Raw genomic sequence first — 19,740 nt, forward strand, 5'->3', positions numbered from 1 at the left:
TCAAAAATTTATCAAGAAAATTTGTCTATTTTATATTATAATTTAATTTATATTTCTTTATTTTATATATAATAAAAGGAGTTTTTCATGACAACAAATATTTTTGTAAGCACCAATCCAAACAAACTTCACTCACCAGACCTTGCTGGAAATCCTGAGCATATGGGAAATCTACAAGGATGTCGTATTCCTTCTCTTCTTATGGCTCATTCTCATGATGAATCTACACCTCATACGCTTCTTGCTATTGCTGATATTGGTAATGATAGCGCTGACTGGGGGAAAGTAGATATTGGCCTAAGACGTAGCTTTGATAACGGTAAAACTTGGACAAGTCCTGTACAAACCATTTTGTCTTTACCTGCCCATCATGCTCCCCAAGAATTTCATGACTGGCATTCTGCTTTTTATATTGATGCTGTTACCACGCAGGCTAAAAATGGAGAGCTTGTTATGCTTGTTGATATGTGGCCAGAATGCAAAGGGTTACATGCATCCTCTTATTTAGAGGAAGGCACAGGCTATAAGTTAATTGATGGCACTTACTATCAAGTACTTTATTCTGGAGACTCTAAAGTAACAGATGAGTCTATAGAATCTTTTGGCGATGCCTATACCATTCGTGAGGATGGATGGATTTATGATGCAAAAAACCAGAAAACTCGTTACTACATACCTCAGCATCATCATGCTGACCATCGCTATATCACTATGGGAGATATGTACTATGCAGTAGGAGAAGGTGACTATATCCATAAATGTCCACCGTTAGTTCCACTAGACCCTTCTTCAGATCCTACAACTCCTCATGATATTTATGTAGGCAATATTTATTTAAACTACCATAAACCTCATTTTGACCCAGAGCATCCTGTTTTTGTTCAAAAACGTCATATCACTGTGCCTGATTCTCTTTATGAGACTTATGAAACAGACCCAGCTCCACTTAGAGCCGCTGTAACCTCTTACCTTTGGGTAACCCGTAGTACTGATTTAGGTGCTACCTGGTCACAACCTTATGATATTACCCCACAAGTTAAAGTCGATTCGGATGGTGCTTTTTTAGGTACAGGCCCTGGTACTGGCCTTACCCTTAAGCATCAATCTAATCCAACTAGAAATGGCAGAATCATTATGCCTGTTTATGCACTCGATAAGGCTGCAGCTATTTATAGTGATGATAACGGCTATACTTGGCATAGATCGGATACCAATGGCAACAGATATATGAATAATATTGATGAATGCCAACTCATTGAGCTGTTGAATGGAGACATTATTTCATTTGGTAGACAGTATACAAAAGGTAAAACACCTATTTCTATTAGCCATGATGGCGGAGAAACTTGGAGTGAGCAACAAACCACAGACCTTATCTCTGTTCGCTGCCAAAAGTCAGTCATTACTTATCCAGTAGATACCTTCCCTTATCCGGAGCAAATGCAACAAGGGAAACAATATGTACTTTCCTCCCATCCAACAGGTAATGCCCCTCTTGATGCCTCTAGAACGAATGGTGTAATCTCCTTAGGAGAAGTACAAGAAGATGGCACTATACACTGGATTAGAGAACGCTCTCTTAACTTCTCTCCTAACCCTTATGAAAATGTTAAAGGGTATGAAAGATTCTTTGGCTACTCTAGCCTAGCTGTTCTAGAAAATGGTCATATTGGCATCCTCTATGAGCCACAACCTAATAATTGTATTGTCTTTACTTCTTTTGATCTAAATTGGCTATTTGAAGCATAATTAAAAAGCCAACCTAAAACTATTCCCATCCTTAATGGAAGGTATCATTTTAGGTTGGCTTTGGTTACTTTATAAATGTCTTCTCCACCACCAATAGGCTATGAAGATTGCAATAATGATAATAAATGTAATAAGTATAGCTGGTGAACCATGTCTTATAGCAGGCATTCCATAATACCAACTATTAAAGAATCCCCCTGTAAAGAATGGGTTAGGTCTATACGTATTCCCTGATTGTGTGTATGTGTTATCCTGCGGTTTAGAAGTACTAAAAGATCCTGAGTTCACCTTATTTGAATTTGAAGATTTTGACTCAGTACTTTCTGTTTTACTACTAAAAGATCCTGAGTTTACCTTGTTTGAATTCTTATTAGAAACAACCCCACTATCTTTTATCGTGCTAGATTTTGGCGCAGTACTTGACTTAGATGAGGACTTCGTTGAAAAAGAACCTGAGCTTACTTTATTTGAACTACGTTTAGTTGTTGAAGATCTTGTAGAAGATGACTTGCTTCTAGATGATCTAGTAGAACCGGATTTCGGTTTTGCTTGGACCGTATACACTTGACCCAGCCCTACGTTAATAATAATACAGCTTATAAAAACCCAAAGAAATCTTTTTAAAAATATCCTTTTTTTATTCATAGCAATCAAATCCTACAAAAATATCATAAACTTTATCTAACAACTCTTCATCAATGGATAAATAGTCTACTGACCCATTTGTGTATTTACAATATTCTAGAATATGTTGATTTTCCTTATTATTTCGTTCTACTAAATAAATGTAGTGCTTATTAGAAAAGTCATCTGTTAATAATCCTACTACTTCAAAATGGACATCTCTGTGTTCATCATTTGAGTAAAGTGTAATAGGTGCCATTCCAGTTGTTACATAGTAGCGCTCTTTATCACAACCTACTACTTTTGAGTTGTAACTACAATAATGACAAGATTTGAATTTACATTCATTCACACAAGACCCACATTTACAAGTATGACAAAGTTTAAGCTTATTTAAATCATCTATAATACCAGACTTAAACTTTAAAGCATCCTTTTTATACTGCTCATCACTTTTTAAGAAGTCTAAAGGTCCCTTACCATCTGCTAGACGGTCTGCTTCATCTAACTTCTCAAGGTAGTCTTTAATAAGATGAACTTTTCGCTTAAAAAAACGTTTGTCTACTTCCTCTTGTGATAAAAAATTTTCTATCTCTTCTATATTCATAATTAAATCAATATATGCCTGACTATATGCCGCACGCTCAGCATCTGTAAAATCTTTAATTTTATTCATCTGCTAAATCCCCTTTAATTAGGTTATCTATATTTATTAAGTTCGTCTTGAATAGAGGCATCTTTATTATCTGATAAGTATTCACTTAGTTCTGCATCTACATCAGGGCGTTTAAATTCTTCCAGACCTTGAGCATAGCTTTCAGCTTCCATTACTTTTTGCTCAATATCCGATAAAGAAATGTGACTTTCTTTGTTCACTTCAGTTAAAATTTCATTCACTTTACTTTGTGCCTTAGCTGTAGCGTATCTGGCAGATAACTCTGATTTCTTAGTCTTAAGTTCTTTAACTTCTTTTTCAAGTGCTGCTACATTAGTCTTTACTTTATCTGCTGTTGTCTGTAAAGTTTTAATAGTTGTCTCTAAACTTGCTACTTCTTGATCAAATTCTTTTTTCTTTAATAAGAAAGTTGTAGCTTTTTCTTCATCTCCTGCCGCAAGTGCCTTGCGGATACCTTCTTCATATTGTTTAATTTTTTCTTGAATTGTCCTTACTTCAGTTTTCTTTTGAGAAATTGAACCAATGAAAGATGCACTTTCAAGTTTTGCTTTATTGATTGCCTCTTCACGTTTTCTAATGGCTAAGTCAATTTGTTCAATAGGATCTTCTATTTTATCTAAAGCTTTATTGGCTTTACCACTAATAATGTTACCAAGTCTACTAAAAAAACTCATATCTATCCACTCCTTAATTTTGAACTCTAATTTTACCCTCAGTTTTTTAATATTCTGTAGATATATGAATATATACTACCATGTAATAACTGAGTATTCTATAGTAAAACTATGAACAAATTTTAAAGAGTGTAAAAATAAAAGCCAATCTAATCCTTATTCATATTTTAAGCAGCTGATAAGTTTAGACCGGCTTTTATTATATTTGTAAACCTATCCGTTTGGATTAGGTTTAGGAAAATCATAATCATCCTTTAATACACGTTTGGCATTAACAATGAAAACTTCTTTACTACACCTTGCATAAGCTTCTTCTAATTTTTCTGCTTCTGTCTTAATAGGACCAAATAAGTCTATCTGGTCAACTGGCTCACAAAATTCTTCTTTCATACGCTGCTCCATATGAGCATGGGTTTCTAGCGTCCCATCATGCAAAATATGGCGTACTTCATAACCCATTTCAGCAAATTTTCTTGCTACAAGTGTACTTCTATGACAATCTGTTGGGTCCTTTTCTGCGCACATAAAAGCAATGGTATACCCTTTTTCTAGTCCATTTTCTATTCGCTTAATACCCTCTAAAAAAGCCTCTGTCTTAGCCAGTTTAGTAAAATCTAAGTAGCCTTCCTTTGTATTAAGTTCTATTTGATCTTTTATAATCCCAAAAGACTGATACATATGAATATAAGCTATGCCTCTTTGTTTTAAGTATAGCTGCAAAATTTCCTTATTAAATTGAGGATGAAAACCTGAATAGGCCATAGTCCTTACATCGACTACGCAGTTAATATTATATTTCAGTAAAAGTTCCAGGAAACTTTCCTGTGTGTGATGTGCATAGCCAATAGTGTAGAGAATACGATTAGTCATAGGTTTTCTCCTTTCTTAATTTTTACTTCTATTACTCCTGTAAATTGTAGTATGAGTCTGCATACTCTAGGCTATTCCTTTTATACTTTATTATTTTATAAATTTATGGATAGCCTTAATCACCTTCATATCATTATTTTCTACTGCATCCATTACGCAATGATGAATATGCTCTTGTAAAATAAGCTTCCCACATTATTAAGCGCTGATTTCACCACTGCAATTTGAGTTAAAATTTCCTATATAAAGGCCTTCTTCCCCCACTCTCTTATATGTAAACATTTATTTCTTTTTAGCATGGATAATCAGCATCATAGGACGTCTTAATTCATCTTGCATTTCTTTATTATCTTTGAGTAAAGATGGTTCAGGCTGTGGCTCTACTACCTTCATAATTTCAAAACCTGCTCCTATTAGGTCATTAATATAAGTTGTTACTGTTCTATGATACTTGACCATTTCTGCTCCTAAAAACTGTGCCTTACGGGCTCCCTCATAAAAATAATGGTCTACGGGCCAGTGCATACGATTTCCTTCCTCATCATAAGTCCAATCTTGTGGACCATTAGCAGTAAATACTGGATGTTCTACTGAGAAGATAAACTCTCCCCCTTCCCTCAAGCACTTATTGACTTTCTCACATACCTTACTAAAAGTCTCGATATAATGAAATGCTAAAGAGCTTATAACCACATCAAACGTCTTCTCAGCATAATCTATCTCTTCAATAGGCTGCTTAATATATTGAATGATTGTTGACTTTGTCATAGCCTTTGCTTGATTTAGCATGTTTTCTGACAAGTCTATCCCTATAACAGATTCAGCTCCGTGCTCTTGTGCATATCTACAATGCCACCCAAACCCACAACCTAGGTCTAAAACATGCTTACCTCTAAAATCTGGAAACATCTTTTTTAGCTCATGCCATTCACCAGCACCTTCTAAACCTTTCACTGAACGTGCCATCTGCTTATACGCATTAAAAAAGTTTATATCATCATATTTATTCTCTTTCATCTTAAATATCTACCTTACTATATTTATATAACTTAATATAATTTTATCACACTTATACAAAAAAGCCTTACAACCCCAAGAAACTAAAATGCCCCTACCTACTGAGCAGGAAGCATTTTAAATCTCGTTTTTGTAAGACTTTTTTCTATAGACCGCAGTCTATTTCAATTTCAACATTATAAACTTCATTTTCAAATAAACTATTTAAGAACTCCGCCATAAAGTACTTCTTGCTCATTTTTTTTAGTTTATTTCTATCTGTAATCTGACACTGATTTAAAAGCACTTTTGCTTCACTGATACAACTATTCATAATACCTTGAATTTCTCTCTTTTTCTGTTCTGCCTCTGCACTTCTATTACCACTATAAAGAAACTCTCTCAAATGGATAATAGCATCCCTAAAAGTCTCATTTAAGGCCTCTACTTTTGCAAGAGCTTCCTCATCTGTTATAGCGCCTTTAAGACTTAATTGTACTGGATTTATATAGAGTCTATCTTCAACAAGCATACAAACTGTATCTTCTTTAGCTAACTCCATTACTTTACCTAATTCTGTTAATGCATAGCTTTGCCCATTTAGTTGATATTGCGTTTCAAAGGCTTCTTTAGTTATTTTTTGTATTGTTAATTGATTCATATTCTAATTTCTCCTATGTTGCAGACACTTTAATCATGCCCTCTTTCTTCTATTACTTTTTTATTATAACATAATGAGTCTTATAGAGACATATATGCTTTTATTCGATTTATATTCTAAAGTACACAAAGACCTAGCCCTTTACGCTCTAGGTTTTTTATTTGCATGATAAGTCATTAAAATCGTCTGTGCTCCCCAAATAATTCCAATTGGCAAATAAATAGCAGGACTAATTTCAAATACTCTACTTAATAGATAACAAGCGATAAATAGGAATACATACAGCGGTATCATAGCTGAAAGTGTATTAAAGCTTGCTTTTCCTGTTTTATACTTTTCACATTCATCTAACCTGTCAAAGTAATGCTCATGGAATTTCGGATCTAAAGGATCTGCATTTAGTTCTGGTCTTACCTTCTTAACCAAAGAGATATGTCCAACCTCTCCTAAAAAAGCTATACATACGTTAAGCATAAAAAGCATTGAAGCAGGTATTGTAAGTTCAAATAAATTGACACCTAATGCTGTAAAGTTGATCACCGCACATAGAGTGCAACACATTAAGGTTATACCCATTACTTTTTCATATTTTTCATAAAATGAGCCTTCTTCCTCACAGTATCCATCTTTTTTAAGCTGCATGCTAAAGTAAAAATATCCTCCTATACCTGCAATCCCTGTAATAAGTGCAACTATAAATAAGCTAGGCGCTAAAGCTTCTAACACATTTACAATATTATGTAAGTTATCAGCTGATTCCATTCTACTGATTAAACTCCCTACTATCGCTCCTATAAAACCACAAATGATAAAAATTGAAATACCTTTTTTCCAGTTATAACTTTTCATTTCCGTCCTCCTCTAACCAAAATAATTCTTCTATTGATTTATTAAATATCTGAGCAAGCTTAATGACTAATACAATAGAAGGATGATAATCTCCACGTTCAATGCTACTGATAGTCTGCCTTGAAACACCACATCTCTTACCTAATTCTGTCTGACTTATAGCCAGTTCTTCTCTTGCCTGTTTCACATGATTATAAAGTGGCATCTAACTCACCTCCTGTTTGACAAGTAAAGTTGTCATATCCCAAATATAATTCATGACAACTTTACTTGTCAATGACAAATTTACTTGTCATTAATAAAATCTATATTTTCCTTTAAATCCTTATATTATAAATTTCATCTTTGACACTCCCTTACATCTCTGTTTATAATTATGTAAACAGCAAAGGAGATTGATATGACGAAAAATAAACACCGAAAATATAAATTCATTATCCCTATTTTATTACTTATCCCTATTATCTATATCATGAGCGTATACAATCAAGTAAAAGCATACGATACTGTGCTAGCTCATAATATATGGGTTAATCATTTTGACATAGGTGGCATGACCCCAGAAGAAGCTAGCGAATATCTGAGCCAAAACCTTATATCCACGCTTGATAGCAAAACTATTACACTTACTACTGAAAATACCACTTCTACAGTAGATATTACATACAAAGAATTAGGTGTAACCTATAACCTAGATGAAATTTTATCTGAGGCTATACAAATTGGACACGAAGGTAACCTTTTTGAGCGCTATAAATCACTTAAGAATCCATCGGTTGAACCGCTCCATTTTACACTTGCTCCAAATCTAGACTCTTCCAATTTACAAGAACGCGTAGAATCTTATCTTGAGCCCTTCTACAAAGCTCCAGTTAATGCGGAGATTAAGAAACACCCAAGAAGCTTTGAGATTACCCCTGAAGTACCGGGCTATAAAGCCGATCTTGACTTTGCAGTGACTCAAATTCAAGAACTAATAGCACAAAGTGAAGAAGGCACCATATACCTTCCACTTATTACATTAGAACCAGAATATACTTCAGATATTCTCCAAGATTATAAAACACCTCTTGCTAGTTTCTACACGACCTTTACAGCAGATAGTCCTGATCGCAATACGAATATTACACTTGCAGCCCAGAAGATTAATACAACCCTCCAGCCAGGGGAAAAGTTTATGTTTTCTAAGCAATTAGAACCTATTACTATTGATGCAGGCTATAAAAATGCCAAAGTTATTACAGGTGGTGAATTTGTAGATGGCATTGGTGGGGGGATCTGCCAAGTATCTTCAACCCTTTATAATGCAGTCATCATGACAGATCTAGATATATACATGCGCCGCAATCATTCTCTACCAGTATCCTATACACCACTAGGCCGAGATGCAACCTATGCTACAAATAGTGTGGATTTCCAATTTATTAACAACTCTGGTTATCCTCTCTATGTAGAAAGCTATATTGAAGATAATAAAGTCTTCGTTAACCTGTATGGTCACAAAGACTTTAAGCCGGATTATACAGCTCAATTTGAATCAGAACTTGTCGAGACATTAGAAGCACCAGAGCCACTCTATAAAGATGATCCTACTTTGCCACCGGGCAAAGAAATCATCAAATCTCATGCTAAAGAAGGACACAAAATAGTACTTTACAAACTTTACTATAAAAATGGTGAACTTATTAAGAAAGAAAAAATTAATACGAGTACCTATAAACCTCAACGCGCAGTTATTCTTCGTGGTCCACAACCGCAGAGTTCTGAAGCGAGTTCTATAGCAGCTGATTCTAAACCTCAATAGAAAACTTTACATAGTAATGAATTTAACTAAATAAAATAATAAACCCACAAAAGGACACTTTATAACAATGCATTCTTCTGTGGGTTTCACTTCTTATATAAATACTGATTTACTTCACCTTTATGACCTAGGGGCTTAAATATTGATATTCTTGTACTCTTCTATATTCTTCTAAATAAATAGGAGCTTTATTAATCTCATAATAGGCACCTATATTGCGTAAATAGATTTTTATAATAGCTTGCATCTGATCAGGTTTTAAATCTTCAAACTGTAGCCCAACCTGATCTTGTTGTATTCTAACTACTTTACCTTTTAAGATGACTTTTCTTCCTTCATCTATTAGCTTAATATGCATCTCTTTTCCCAATTTCATTCTATGAGCTAAGGGACATTGTATGCCTATCCCTCTCTCCGATAAATCCTTTAAATAGCCTCTATAAGTGTACTTTCCGTTTCTGAGTTCTATCACCAAATCTTCTTTTATCTTAATGCGTTCTACACTTCGATAAATAGGTTTTTGATAAGCTACATAAATACTTACAACTGCTCCTATCAAATTATACATACTCCAAATAACATTAATGCTATAAGCTCCAAATGCTATCTTCCCTTGCAATACAGCATATGTACCAAGTCCCCAACCTACTAATGTTAAGATGGTAATAATAATATGTGGTAGACTTGTTTTAAATTGAAAATAGGCTTTTTCATTTACAACATCCTTAGGTGTTACATTAAATTTAGTATTTAAAGCAAACAGCTCTCTTATCACTGAAAAACTTATATGTGGTGCCATAGCTACTTCATAGAAATGCGACCATTGTAAACTTCTTGTATGCGGTGATAGTGTCTTGAAAATAAGCCATTGTCCAATTAGAAATGGAATAAAATAACCTAATATTTCCTGTGTCGAACTTTCAATAATAAGAGTATGAGTGATTAAATACATAATAGGTGCTAAGATATAAATCATTTTCTGAATGCTCGAACCCCAGTACAATACACCGTCTATATAAGCAATACGCTGTGGCCAAGTTAAACCTTTTGTAAAAATAGGATTGAAGTGTTTTATAACTTGTAAGTTACCTCTACACCATCTATCCCTCTGCATAACTAGATCGGAATAAGTTGTTACGCTTAACCCAAGTACGAGTACCTCGTTAATAAATACACTTTGATAACCTTTGGATTGCAAAAACATACCTACAGCCATATCCTCTGTAATAGAGCAAGTTGGGTATCCTCCAATTCCATCAACACAACTCCTTCTAAAAACAGCATTGGTACCTACATGTAATACTGCATTAATAGCTGCCCTAGCCTCTTGTACATCTCGCATGAAAAAGTCCTGCTCATTAGGTATATCTTTTTTTAAGTTATACTGATACATATCCTGGTTATAGTAGAACTGCGGTGTCTGAACAAAGGCAACTTCTTCCTCTATAAAGTAGCCTACCGTCTTTTCTAGAAATTTTTCTGTTGGCAGCATATCGGCATCTAAAACAGCGAATAAGTCTCCACCTATATACTTTAGAGCATTATTAATGTTACCAGCCTTTGCACCTTCATTTCCTATCCTTGTTATGTACCCTACTCCATAAGTCTGGCACAACGTCTGTAACTCTTTTCTTTTTCCATCATCACACACATAGATTTTCATCTTATGCTCTGGATAATGCATATTTAAACTTGCTACAATAGTCTTCTCTACAAGTTTAATAGGTTCATTATAAGTACAAATAAGTACATCTACACTAGGAATTTGATTTCTATTAAATCCATCTAACGTTTTTTTAGGAAGCCTATAGGTCCTTGAAAACAAATATTGAAAAATAAGAAATTGAGTTAATCCTAATAGTTCAGCTACCATCAATATAATACCTGCCCCAAACGATGTCAAAGAACTTGTAGGAATAACTGTAAAACGCCACATAATATAGATAATAACTATTGCAGTATTGGTAAAAAGAAAAACTCTACGATACTTTATCCATTTTTTCGAAAGAATAAAAGTGCTTAAAATACATAGCATAGCAAAACAAAAATACATATTTTCCCTCCCTTCTATCCTTCCATAATAATACATTATTCCATATCAAACCATACTTAATAGTAATTCTTTCCTATGTTTATTTATTTGTTTTTATTTATTTGAAGATAATTAAACTTCTTGAATAAGTCTAATAAAATGGCCTAGTCCTATGCGGTCAATAAAGAAACCTAATTTCTCTCCTGGATCTGCTTTTTCTTTATATACTTTTATTAATTTATCAACATACTCTAAGGCTTCTTTTTCAGTAAGACCTGTAACTAAAGTATCTGCCATTCTAGGATGATATCCTGCTGATCCCCCTGCTATAATCTTATAGCCTTCCTTATCTCCTATAACCCCAATATCTTTACTATAGACACTCCCACATGCATTTAGGCATCCTGCTACCCCAATCTTAGTCCTGCAAGGCATCTCTTCCCACTGGTATTTTCTAGAAAGCTTCATTCCAATGCTTATTGAATTAACTTTTGAGCGCTTACAAAAAGCCGCTGGACACATTTCTACATTTTTAATAGAATTCTGCTCTCGTACAGCAGGCTCCATTCCAAGTTCTTCCCATATATACGGTATATCTTCTGCTTGTAAGTTCGTAATTAGGATGCGCTGTCCTGATGTAAGTTTTAGTACACCTTTATATTTTTTAGTGACTTCACCTATTCTAATTAACTGATCAGGTGTAATAAAACCTCCTGGAATATGTGGTGTTATGGCATAAGTACGTTTGCCATCTCTTATTTTTTGTAAATTTGCCATATTATCTTCCTCAAATCTATTTTTTATTTTTATTATAATTCATATTCTAGTATGAATAAAAGTCCTACAGTCTTAGTATCAAAACTGTAGGACTTTTTAATTTACCTAATCTACTATCTCATTATAATATAAGCCATATAAATAACATAACTTCCTACAAGAAGACCACCTTCAACACGGGTAATCTTTTTATTAATTGCAAAGAAGTAAGTAGCGATAGTTACAATAATCATAATTAGAATATCCGTAAAAATTGGACCTGCCATCTCAATTGGATTAATTACTGAAGATACTCCTAGGATAAGAAATACATTAAAAATACATGAACCAATAACATTACCTAATGCAATATCACTTTCACCTTTTCTAGCAGCCACAATAGAAGTTACAAGTTCTGGAAGTGATGTACCAATGGCAATAATTGTAAGACCAACAAGTGTTTCACTCATCCCCCATGCACGTGCAATGCTTGAAGCACTATTTACTACCATATCTCCACCAATTACAATACCAACGATACCACCTATTGCAAATAAAATACTCTTACCAAGTGGCATACCTTCTATTTCTTCTTCCTCACCATTAGCTCTAGCTTTTAATGCTACTTCAATTAAGTAGTACATAAAAATGCCGAAGAATAATAAAAGCATAATCCCATCTATACGAGATAACATATTAACATTCCCACTATCAAGGGCTATGTCTTGAACCATAATAAAGAGTGCTACACCTGATAACAGTGTAAATGGAAATTCTTTAACAAGTACAGACTTTTTAACAGCTAAGGGATAAATTATAGCAGCGGAACCGACTACCATAAGTAAGTTGAAGATATTTGAACCTACTACATTTCCTACAGCAATACCATTTTGTCCTTTCATAGCAGAACTTACACTTACAGCAAGCTCTGGTGCACTTGTGCCAAATGCAACAATTGTCAGACCAATGATAAGTGCTGGTACTTTAAGTGCCTTAGCAATGGATGATGCGCCATCTACAAAGAAGTCGGCACCTTTAATAAGTAAGACAAAACCAATTAATAACAAAATATAATCCATATTCATTTCCTCCCTTTATTTTTTGAAGTCAATAGCACATAAAAAACCTTCAGAATAAAAGGGGGATTCTAATATTCCCCCTTATTATTCTGAAGGTCTTGCATCAAGATAAATCTTGTTAATTAACCGAGTGCCCCTAGCACCGTCATGACGATTAATTATCACAAATTGTGTAGCTACTCCCCTTCAAAAGGTATTTTGTGCTTGTCTACGGTTTATTATACCATAAATTTGTAATTACACAATCTTAACATGATCGTTTAAATTATATTTACTTAATAGCGTTTGCGATATCTTCCATCATTATACGTGTTGCTGTTAAACCGCCACCTGATAAGTACCATGGCTGTTGGCTAAGGTATACAATGTTACCATTTTTGTATGCATCTGTTGTTTTAACTAACTCGTTTTCTAAAATTTCTTTTGCTGGTACTGCATCTCCCATCATAGAGCCTCTATCTAAAACGAATATGAACTGTGGATTTTTCTCTACAATGTATTCAAATGATACACTTTGACCATGTGTTGTTTCTTCTAATGTTTCATCAATATTTGTGAAACCTAAGTCATTGATAAATGAGAAACGTGAGTTATTACCATAAGCACTTACTGAACCATCATTAATAAGTGTAATTAAAGCATTATAGCCTTCTGCTTCCACTTTTTCTTTAATAGCTTGTATTTCTTTTTCAATTTCCGCTACCTGAGTATTTACTTGTTCTTCTACACCAAACATTTCTCCAAGAAGAGCCATATTTGATTTAAATGATGCTGTATAGTCATTGTTGTCAATTGCCATTGAAATAGTTGGAGCGATTTCTGTAAATTTATCATACATATCTGCTTGTCTTCCGCCAATGATGATAAGGTCTGGCTTAGTACCATAGATTTTTTCGAAGTCTGGTTCTTTTACTGAACCTACATCTACTAAATCATCACGATCTAGTGTTTCAAGATAACCTGTTAAACTTGATTTTGGAGCTGCTACAACTCTATCAGCTAAACCTAATTCTTGCATAGCATCTAATACACCAAGTTCAAATACAACTACTTTAGATGGATTTTTCGGTACAACTGTTTCACCAAGTGTGTGTGTTACAGTCATTGTTTCATTTTCTACTACTTCTTCTGTAGCTTCTGGTTTTGACATCCCTTTAAAGATAAATATACCTGCAATCAGTACAAGAATGATTGCACCAATAATCATACCTACTTTTTTATTCATGATTTTCTCTCCCTTTACTTTCTATTTTAATTTTCTTTTAGTAATATACACAAATATTTTGGTTATTTAAGCGATGAATGCAAAATGGCATTTCATAAATTTCTTCTAAGACTTCTTTTTTAATAATTTCCTTTGTTGGTCCTGCTTTAGCTACCTTACCATTTTTAAAAGCAATAATATGATCTGAGTAGCAAGAAGCAAAGTTAATATCATGCATAACAATAATAACTGTTTTGCCAAGCTCTTCTGAGAGCTTACGGATAACCTGCATCATCTTCACAGAGTGATGCATATCTAGATTATTAAGTGGCTCATCAAGAAGTACATATTCTGTATCTTGAGCAATAACCATGGCTATGTACGCACGTTGTCTTTGACCACCACTTAGCTCATCTAAGTATTTATCTTGCATATCTGTAAGCTCCATATAATCAATAGCTTCCTGGATATGCTTTTCATCTTCTGGTGTTAAACGGCCTTGTGAATGTGGAAAACGACCAAATCCTACAAGCTCTTTAATTGTAAGCTTAAGTGACATATGGTTAGACTGCTTTAAGATAGCAAGCTTCTTTGCTAGCTCATTACTTTTCCACTCTTCTAATTTCTTACCTTCTAGTGTAACTTCACCAGAGTCTCTTTGGACCAATCTTGTAATCATACCAAGTACTGTACTTTTACCTGCTCCATTAGGCCCTATAAAAGAAGTTACTTTTCCTTTTGGAATTTCTAAAGATACGTCTTCTACAACATTTTTATTTCCATATTTCTTAAATAGATTTGTAATCTTCATTATTGTCTACTCTCCTTTAAGAGCAAGTAAATAAAGTAAACGCCACCAATAAGGTTTACAACTACACTAAGCGTTGTACTAAAGTTAAGTACTTGTTCTACAATAAGCTGTCCGTATATTAAAGTCAGTCCGCCTAGTAAAATAGCTGCTGAAATTAAATACGTATGTTTGTACGTTTTTAAAATTTGTCGTGATAAGTTTACAACTAATAAACCTAAGAATGTGATTGGTCCAACTAATGCTGTTGAAATAGATACAAGAATGGTTACAACAATAATAAGCTTTTTCACGACCCTATCATAATCTACACCTAAGTTAATAGCATGGTCACGACCAAGTGCAATAACATCGAGTACAGTAAGCTCATCCCATACAAAAGGTATAATAAGTAAGATAAGGATAACTGCTAAAATTAAAATACTCGTATTAATATTATTGAAACTTGCAAATAAGTTATTTTGCAGTGCTAAAAATTCATTTGGATCAATAACCCTTTGCATAAAGGATGATAAGCTTGAGAATAATGTTCCAAAAATCATCCCTACAAGAAGTAGGAAAACAATATCCCCTTTTCCCCTTTCAAAGAGCACCTTATAAAGCGCTACTGAACACACAACCATAATACCAAGCGCAATGATAAAGTTATAATTCTGGTTAGTAATCAGTGGGCTAGTACTTCCTAGTACAAACACAATAAACGTCTGAACTAAAACATATAAAGAATCTAATCCTAACACACTTGGTGTTAATATGTGGTTATTTGTAATAGTTTGAAAAATAACAGATGAACTTCCTATACAAAAAGCTGTAAGGAGCATTGCAAAAATCTTAGGGATACGGTTTCCCATAGCATAATCTATATAACTCCACTCTACCCCTACAAATAAGAATAAAATTATTCCTACTGCAAGTAAGGCTGTAAGTAAGGCCAGACGGCGTTTATTTTGCATGTTTTTCCCTCCTTAAAATGAGATATAAAAAGATGATACTTCCTACTACACCTACAGTAAGACCAATTGAAATCTCATAAGGGAAGATGACAATACGTCCAAATATATCACATGCTAGAAGGAATACAGACCCAATAAGTGCTGTATCAATAAGTGTTCCTTTAATACGATCACCTTTATAAAGGGAAACGATATTCGGTACAATCAGCCCAATAAATGGAATACTTCCAACTGTAATAACCACACTTACAGTAACTAGTGCTACAACTGCTAGACCCATATAAAGGATACGATTGTAATTGATACCGAGGTTTGTCGCAAAATCCTCACCCATCCCTGCAATGTTAAAATGATTTGCATAAATAAATGCAATCACTACAAGAGGAATACAAAGATAAAGCATTTCATAATTTCCTTTTAAAATCATAGAAAAATCCCCTTGCATCCAAGCACTTACATTTTGCATAATGTCATACTTATAAGCGATAAAAGTTGTAATAGAACCTATAATATTTCCAAACATAATCCCTACAAGTGGTACAAATACAACGTTCTTAAAGGTAATTTTTCGGATAACCATCATAAAGGCCATAGTTCCTGCTAGTGCAAAGATAAAGGCAACACTTGTTTTAAGCATAATACTTGCTCCTGGGAATAAAACCATCCCAATTACAACACCAAGCTGTGCAGCATCTATTGTGGCACCTGTCGTTGGGGATACGAATTTATTACGGCTAAGCTGCTGCATAATAAGTCCGCTAATACTCATCCCTATCCCCGCCATCAGTAAGCTGATAAGACGTGGCATACGACTAATCATGAAAAGTTCTATTGCAGCTTCATTGCCTGAAAGTATATCCATTACTGTTATCTCCTTAGCCCCAATAAAGAGGGACATAACAGATAAGATAATCATAAGTATAATAAGTAATAGTCGTTTCATCTGCTCTCTCCATATATGTATGTTGATTAATTTTAATGATAATTCTTTTCACTTACAGAGTATACATGTAAATGATAATCACTGTCAATATGTTTTTTTAATAATAATTATCACTTTTATTAAAACACCACTTAGTAGCTTTACTTTTTAAACAAAACAAAGCACCTTGCAAAACTTATTTAAGTTTTGCAAGGTGCTTCTTATTGACCAACTACTATAAATCTTTATACTTTATATAGATCATACGCTATCTTTAGCCTAAGGCTTTATTTTTTTCATAAATAAGGACTAAACCTTTTAGTGTGAGTAAACCATCATATTCATCAATGACCTGTGTCCCATCTTGAATAATTTTAGCTAATCCCCCTGTTGCAATAATTTTCATATGAGGAGCATTCATCTCTTCTTTTACTTTATTTACAATATACTCAACTTGTCCAATATATCCATATACAAGCCCTGCTTGCATACTCGAAATTGTATTCTTGCAATCTAATATACTTTTGGGTCTCTTAATCTCCATATGTGGCAATTGAGCAGCTCTTTGCCACATCGCATCTGCGCTAATTCTAATTCCTGGTGTAATTAAACCACCAATAAACTCACCTTTTTCATTGACAATATCATAAGTTGTAGATGTACCAAAATCAATCGTCATACAAGGTCCTCCATGTAACTCATAGGCAGCTACACAATTTACAATACGGTCTGCACCTACTAATTTAGGATTATCTGTTCTTACTGATAAGCCTGTCTTAATCCCAGGTCCTACTATAAAGGGCTTCTTATTTAAATATTTTTTTATACTATTTGTAATGGAGTGCATAATATTAGGCACTACAGAAGAAATAATTACATCTTTTATATCCTTAACATTAATCCCCTTATTTCTTAACATTTCTACCATGGTAATACCATATTCATCTGATGTTCGCGGGATTTGTGTTGTCATTCTAAAACTGACTACTAACTCCATATCTTTCATTACACCCATCACAACATTTGTATTACCTATATCTATTGTCAATAACATTATTCTACCTCACTTAAATAAGTCTTAACTTGGTCAAGTATAATATCCCCTAACTCATTTTTCGTCATCTGTGGATATTCTATTATTTCTCCATTAGATTTAATAATTGTAGCAATATTTGTATCACCTTTAAAACCTGCTCCAGATTGAGCAATGTTATTAGCTACTATAAAATCTAGGTTTTTGTTTTGTATTTTATTTTTAGCATATTCCACCACATGCTCCGTCTCTGCTGCAAAACCTACTAATACTTGATGCTTCTTCTTCTCGCCTAAACTTTTTAAAATATCTGGGTTAGGCACTAAATTTAAAACTAATTCTTTACCATTCTTCTTAATTTTATGGGCACTCTCATTCTCAGGTCTATAGTCTGCCACAGCCGCAGTTTTAATAACTGCATCCGCCCATTCAACATGCTCATCTACCGCCTTATACATATCTCTTGCACTTTTAACATCGATACGCTTTACCCCTCTTGGACACTCTAACTGGGTAGGACCAGAAACAAGAATAACCTCTGCACCCCTTTTGACTGCCTCAGTAGCAATTGCATACCCCATTTTCCCTGAAGAATGATTCGTAATATAACGCATAGGATCTATAGCTTCAATTGTAGGTCCTGCAGTTAATAGAAGATGCTTTCCTTCAAGATCTCTTTCTCCTTCAAGCTCTTTTGTTACATAAGATACAATTGTATCAGGAGTAGGTAGTTTACCACTTCCTATATCACCACAAGCAAGCCATCCAGAATCAGGCTCTATAAACAAATACCCTTTAGATTTTAAGTACGCTATATTTTCCTGCACAATTGGATTTTCATACATAGCTGTATTCATAGCCGGTGCAATCACAACAGGTCCTTTTACTGCCATAACAGTAGTTGTAAGCATGTCATCAGCTATGCCATTTGCTATTTTTCCAATTACATTAGCAGTTGCTGGGGCAATAAGCATCAAATCAGTCTTTTTTGCCAAAGCTATATGTTCTACTTCCCACTTATGCGGTCTTGCAAAAGTATCTGTTACAACATAGTTATTTGTAATAGTCTCAAATGAAAGGGGCTTTACAAATTCACATGCATTTTCTGTCATAATTGTATTAATCTCATACCCTAACTTTCTCAATTTGCTTGCTACATCTAGTAGTTTATAGACAGCTATACCACCTGTCACACCTATCAAAACATGTTTTTTCATATGTCTCCCTCTCTTTAGTATAATTTTTCTTTAAAGACACTCTTTAGTACTTTACAAACTAGAGTGACTATAATTGCTGCTACAATTGCTTCTGGTATGCCATTAACGCCTATAATCCCCATAATTACTCCAAACAGGGCTTCAAAAGTAACTTCTTTAGCTGCAGCATATTGCTGCCCAAAAAATATATAAATACCACTCATGACTAACACAGTATTTGTAAGAGATCCTACAACACCCGCTGTAGCATAAGCAATAACTTTTGTTTTATCTATCTTACTAACCCACTTATAGCTGTAATAAGCTACAATTCCTATCAACATACGTGGTACAAGTGCAATTACTAAACTCCATATATTACCTTGTGCACCTCCTATTGTAATAAAAGGTGAAAATACAAAAGATGTAAGCGCTGGACTTACCGTATTAATAATAATCGATAATATTCCAAATGCCCCTCCTAATATAGCCCCTGCTAAAGGTCCTAAGAAAATTGCGCCTATAACAACCGGAATATGTATGGTTGTTGCCTTAGTAAATCCTAAAGGCACAAATCCCAGAGGAGTAAATGCCATTATAATTTCTATAGCCAATAGTACTCCCATTAATGTTATAAATTTTGTATTTTTCGACTTTTTCATCTTATTCCTCCTGCTATCGCTCTTTTATTAAGATGCAATGCTTATTTAACATGGTCATTATATCATACTCCTTGAATAATGCTAGAGAGTCATGCTATCTTAATTAAGATAAGTACATACTTTTCTTGTCCTATTGGTATAAGCTTTGTATGCCGTTTAGAAATATAAAAAATGATTTTCGCCTCAGTCAAG

The 19,740-nt window shown here is 34.1% G+C and carries 20 protein-coding genes; 3 read left to right on the forward strand and 17 right to left on the reverse strand.

The window, feature by feature from the left end:
* Window positions 1-87: 87 nt before the first annotated feature.
* Both H8718_RS11940 and H8718_RS11945 read left to right on the forward strand, forming a co-directional pair.
* Window positions 88-1,749, forward strand: coding sequence for a sialidase family protein (locus tag H8718_RS11940; RefSeq protein ID WP_249333101.1), 1,662 nt, complete (start codon window positions 88-90; stop codon window positions 1,747-1,749).
* 244 nt (window positions 1,750-1,993) lie between these two features.
* On the forward strand, window positions 1,994-2,317 hold the full coding sequence (locus H8718_RS11945; protein ID WP_177668578.1) for a hypothetical protein: 324 nt from the start codon (window positions 1,994-1,996) through the stop codon (window positions 2,315-2,317).
* A 69-nt stretch (window positions 2,318-2,386) separates the two neighbouring features.
* On the opposite strand, the gene H8718_RS11950 is transcribed toward H8718_RS11945, so the two are convergent.
* From H8718_RS11950 to H8718_RS11980, 7 genes are all read right to left on the reverse strand, one after another.
* Window positions 2,387-3,049 (reverse strand): hypothetical protein, encoded by a 663-nt coding sequence (locus H8718_RS11950; protein WP_177668580.1) that lies wholly within the window; start codon window positions 3,047-3,049, stop codon window positions 2,387-2,389.
* A gap of 23 nt (window positions 3,050-3,072) precedes the next feature.
* Window positions 3,073-3,723 (reverse strand): PspA/IM30 family protein, encoded by a 651-nt coding sequence (locus H8718_RS11955; RefSeq protein ID WP_177668581.1) that lies wholly within the window; start codon window positions 3,721-3,723, stop codon window positions 3,073-3,075.
* A 213-nt stretch (window positions 3,724-3,936) separates the two neighbouring features.
* Window positions 3,937-4,593, reverse strand: a complete 657-nt coding sequence (locus H8718_RS11960; protein ID WP_249333102.1) for a DUF488 domain-containing protein — start codon at window positions 4,591-4,593, stop codon at window positions 3,937-3,939.
* Window positions 4,594-4,875: 282 nt separating this feature from the next.
* Window positions 4,876-5,610, reverse strand: a complete 735-nt coding sequence (locus H8718_RS11965) for a class I SAM-dependent methyltransferase (RefSeq protein WP_249333103.1) — start codon at window positions 5,608-5,610, stop codon at window positions 4,876-4,878.
* Window positions 5,611-5,755: 145 nt separating this feature from the next.
* Entirely contained in the window at window positions 5,756-6,250 is a 495-nt protein-coding gene (locus H8718_RS11970) for a hypothetical protein (RefSeq protein WP_249333104.1), read from the reverse strand.
* A 141-nt stretch (window positions 6,251-6,391) separates the two neighbouring features.
* Window positions 6,392-7,099, reverse strand: coding sequence for a DUF3169 family protein (locus H8718_RS11975; protein WP_249333105.1), 708 nt, complete (start codon window positions 7,097-7,099; stop codon window positions 6,392-6,394).
* On the reverse strand, window positions 7,086-7,304 hold the full coding sequence (locus tag H8718_RS11980; protein WP_177668591.1) for a helix-turn-helix transcriptional regulator: 219 nt from the start codon (window positions 7,302-7,304) through the stop codon (window positions 7,086-7,088). The genes H8718_RS11975 and H8718_RS11980 overlap by 14 nt, the downstream gene beginning before the upstream one ends.
* Before the next feature lie 195 nt (window positions 7,305-7,499).
* On the opposite strand from H8718_RS11980, the gene H8718_RS11985 reads away from it, so the two are divergent.
* Complete coding sequence (locus H8718_RS11985; protein WP_249333106.1) at window positions 7,500-8,903, forward strand: VanW family protein; 1,404 nt, start codon at window positions 7,500-7,502, stop codon at window positions 8,901-8,903.
* Between the two features lie 127 nt (window positions 8,904-9,030).
* Here the strand turns inward: H8718_RS11985 and H8718_RS11990 are convergent, their stop codons facing one another.
* The 10 genes from H8718_RS11990 to H8718_RS12035 form a co-directional block, all read right to left on the reverse strand.
* Window positions 9,031-10,956: a glycosyltransferase gene (locus tag H8718_RS11990; RefSeq protein WP_249333107.1), complete on the reverse strand. Its 1,926-nt coding sequence runs from the start codon at window positions 10,954-10,956 to the stop codon at window positions 9,031-9,033.
* Between the two features lie 111 nt (window positions 10,957-11,067).
* The gene (locus H8718_RS11995; RefSeq protein ID WP_249333108.1) at window positions 11,068-11,712 is read right to left on the reverse strand and encodes a nitrite/sulfite reductase domain-containing protein; all 645 of its coding nucleotides are present in this window, start codon (window positions 11,710-11,712) and stop codon (window positions 11,068-11,070) included.
* A 113-nt stretch (window positions 11,713-11,825) separates the two neighbouring features.
* Complete coding sequence (locus H8718_RS12000) at window positions 11,826-12,770, reverse strand: calcium/sodium antiporter (protein WP_177668599.1); 945 nt, start codon at window positions 12,768-12,770, stop codon at window positions 11,826-11,828.
* Window positions 12,771-13,041: 271 nt separating this feature from the next.
* Window positions 13,042-13,995, reverse strand: a complete 954-nt coding sequence (locus tag H8718_RS12005) for a siderophore ABC transporter substrate-binding protein (protein WP_249333109.1) — start codon at window positions 13,993-13,995, stop codon at window positions 13,042-13,044.
* Between the two features lie 37 nt (window positions 13,996-14,032).
* Window positions 14,033-14,785 carry an iron ABC transporter ATP-binding protein gene (locus H8718_RS12010; protein ID WP_283246212.1) on the reverse strand — a complete coding sequence of 251 codons (753 nt, stop codon included), beginning with the start codon at window positions 14,783-14,785 and terminating at the stop codon, window positions 14,033-14,035.
* On the reverse strand, window positions 14,785-15,735 hold the full coding sequence (locus tag H8718_RS12015) for an iron chelate uptake ABC transporter family permease subunit (protein ID WP_177668603.1): 951 nt from the start codon (window positions 15,733-15,735) through the stop codon (window positions 14,785-14,787). Before H8718_RS12015 ends, H8718_RS12010 begins: the two co-directional genes overlap by 1 nt.
* Window positions 15,725-16,678 (reverse strand): ABC transporter permease, encoded by a 954-nt coding sequence (locus H8718_RS12020; RefSeq protein WP_177668605.1) that lies wholly within the window; start codon window positions 16,676-16,678, stop codon window positions 15,725-15,727. The genes H8718_RS12015 and H8718_RS12020 overlap by 11 nt, the downstream gene beginning before the upstream one ends.
* A 253-nt stretch (window positions 16,679-16,931) precedes the next feature.
* Window positions 16,932-17,711 (reverse strand): type III pantothenate kinase, encoded by a 780-nt coding sequence (locus H8718_RS12025; protein WP_177668607.1) that lies wholly within the window; start codon window positions 17,709-17,711, stop codon window positions 16,932-16,934.
* Complete coding sequence (coaBC, locus tag H8718_RS12030) at window positions 17,711-18,907, reverse strand: bifunctional phosphopantothenoylcysteine decarboxylase/phosphopantothenate--cysteine ligase CoaBC (protein ID WP_249333110.1); 1,197 nt, start codon at window positions 18,905-18,907, stop codon at window positions 17,711-17,713. Before coaBC ends, H8718_RS12025 begins: the two co-directional genes overlap by 1 nt.
* Window positions 18,908-18,921: 14 nt before the next feature.
* Window positions 18,922-19,548 carry an ECF transporter S component gene (locus tag H8718_RS12035; protein WP_177668610.1) on the reverse strand — a complete coding sequence of 209 codons (627 nt, stop codon included), beginning with the start codon at window positions 19,546-19,548 and terminating at the stop codon, window positions 18,922-18,924.
* Between the last annotated feature and the right edge of the window lie 192 nt (window positions 19,549-19,740).

The sequence above is a fragment of the Zhenhengia yiwuensis genome (assembly GCF_014384995.1).
GTDB lineage: Bacteria > Bacillota > Clostridia > Lachnospirales > Cellulosilyticaceae > Zhenhengia > Zhenhengia yiwuensis.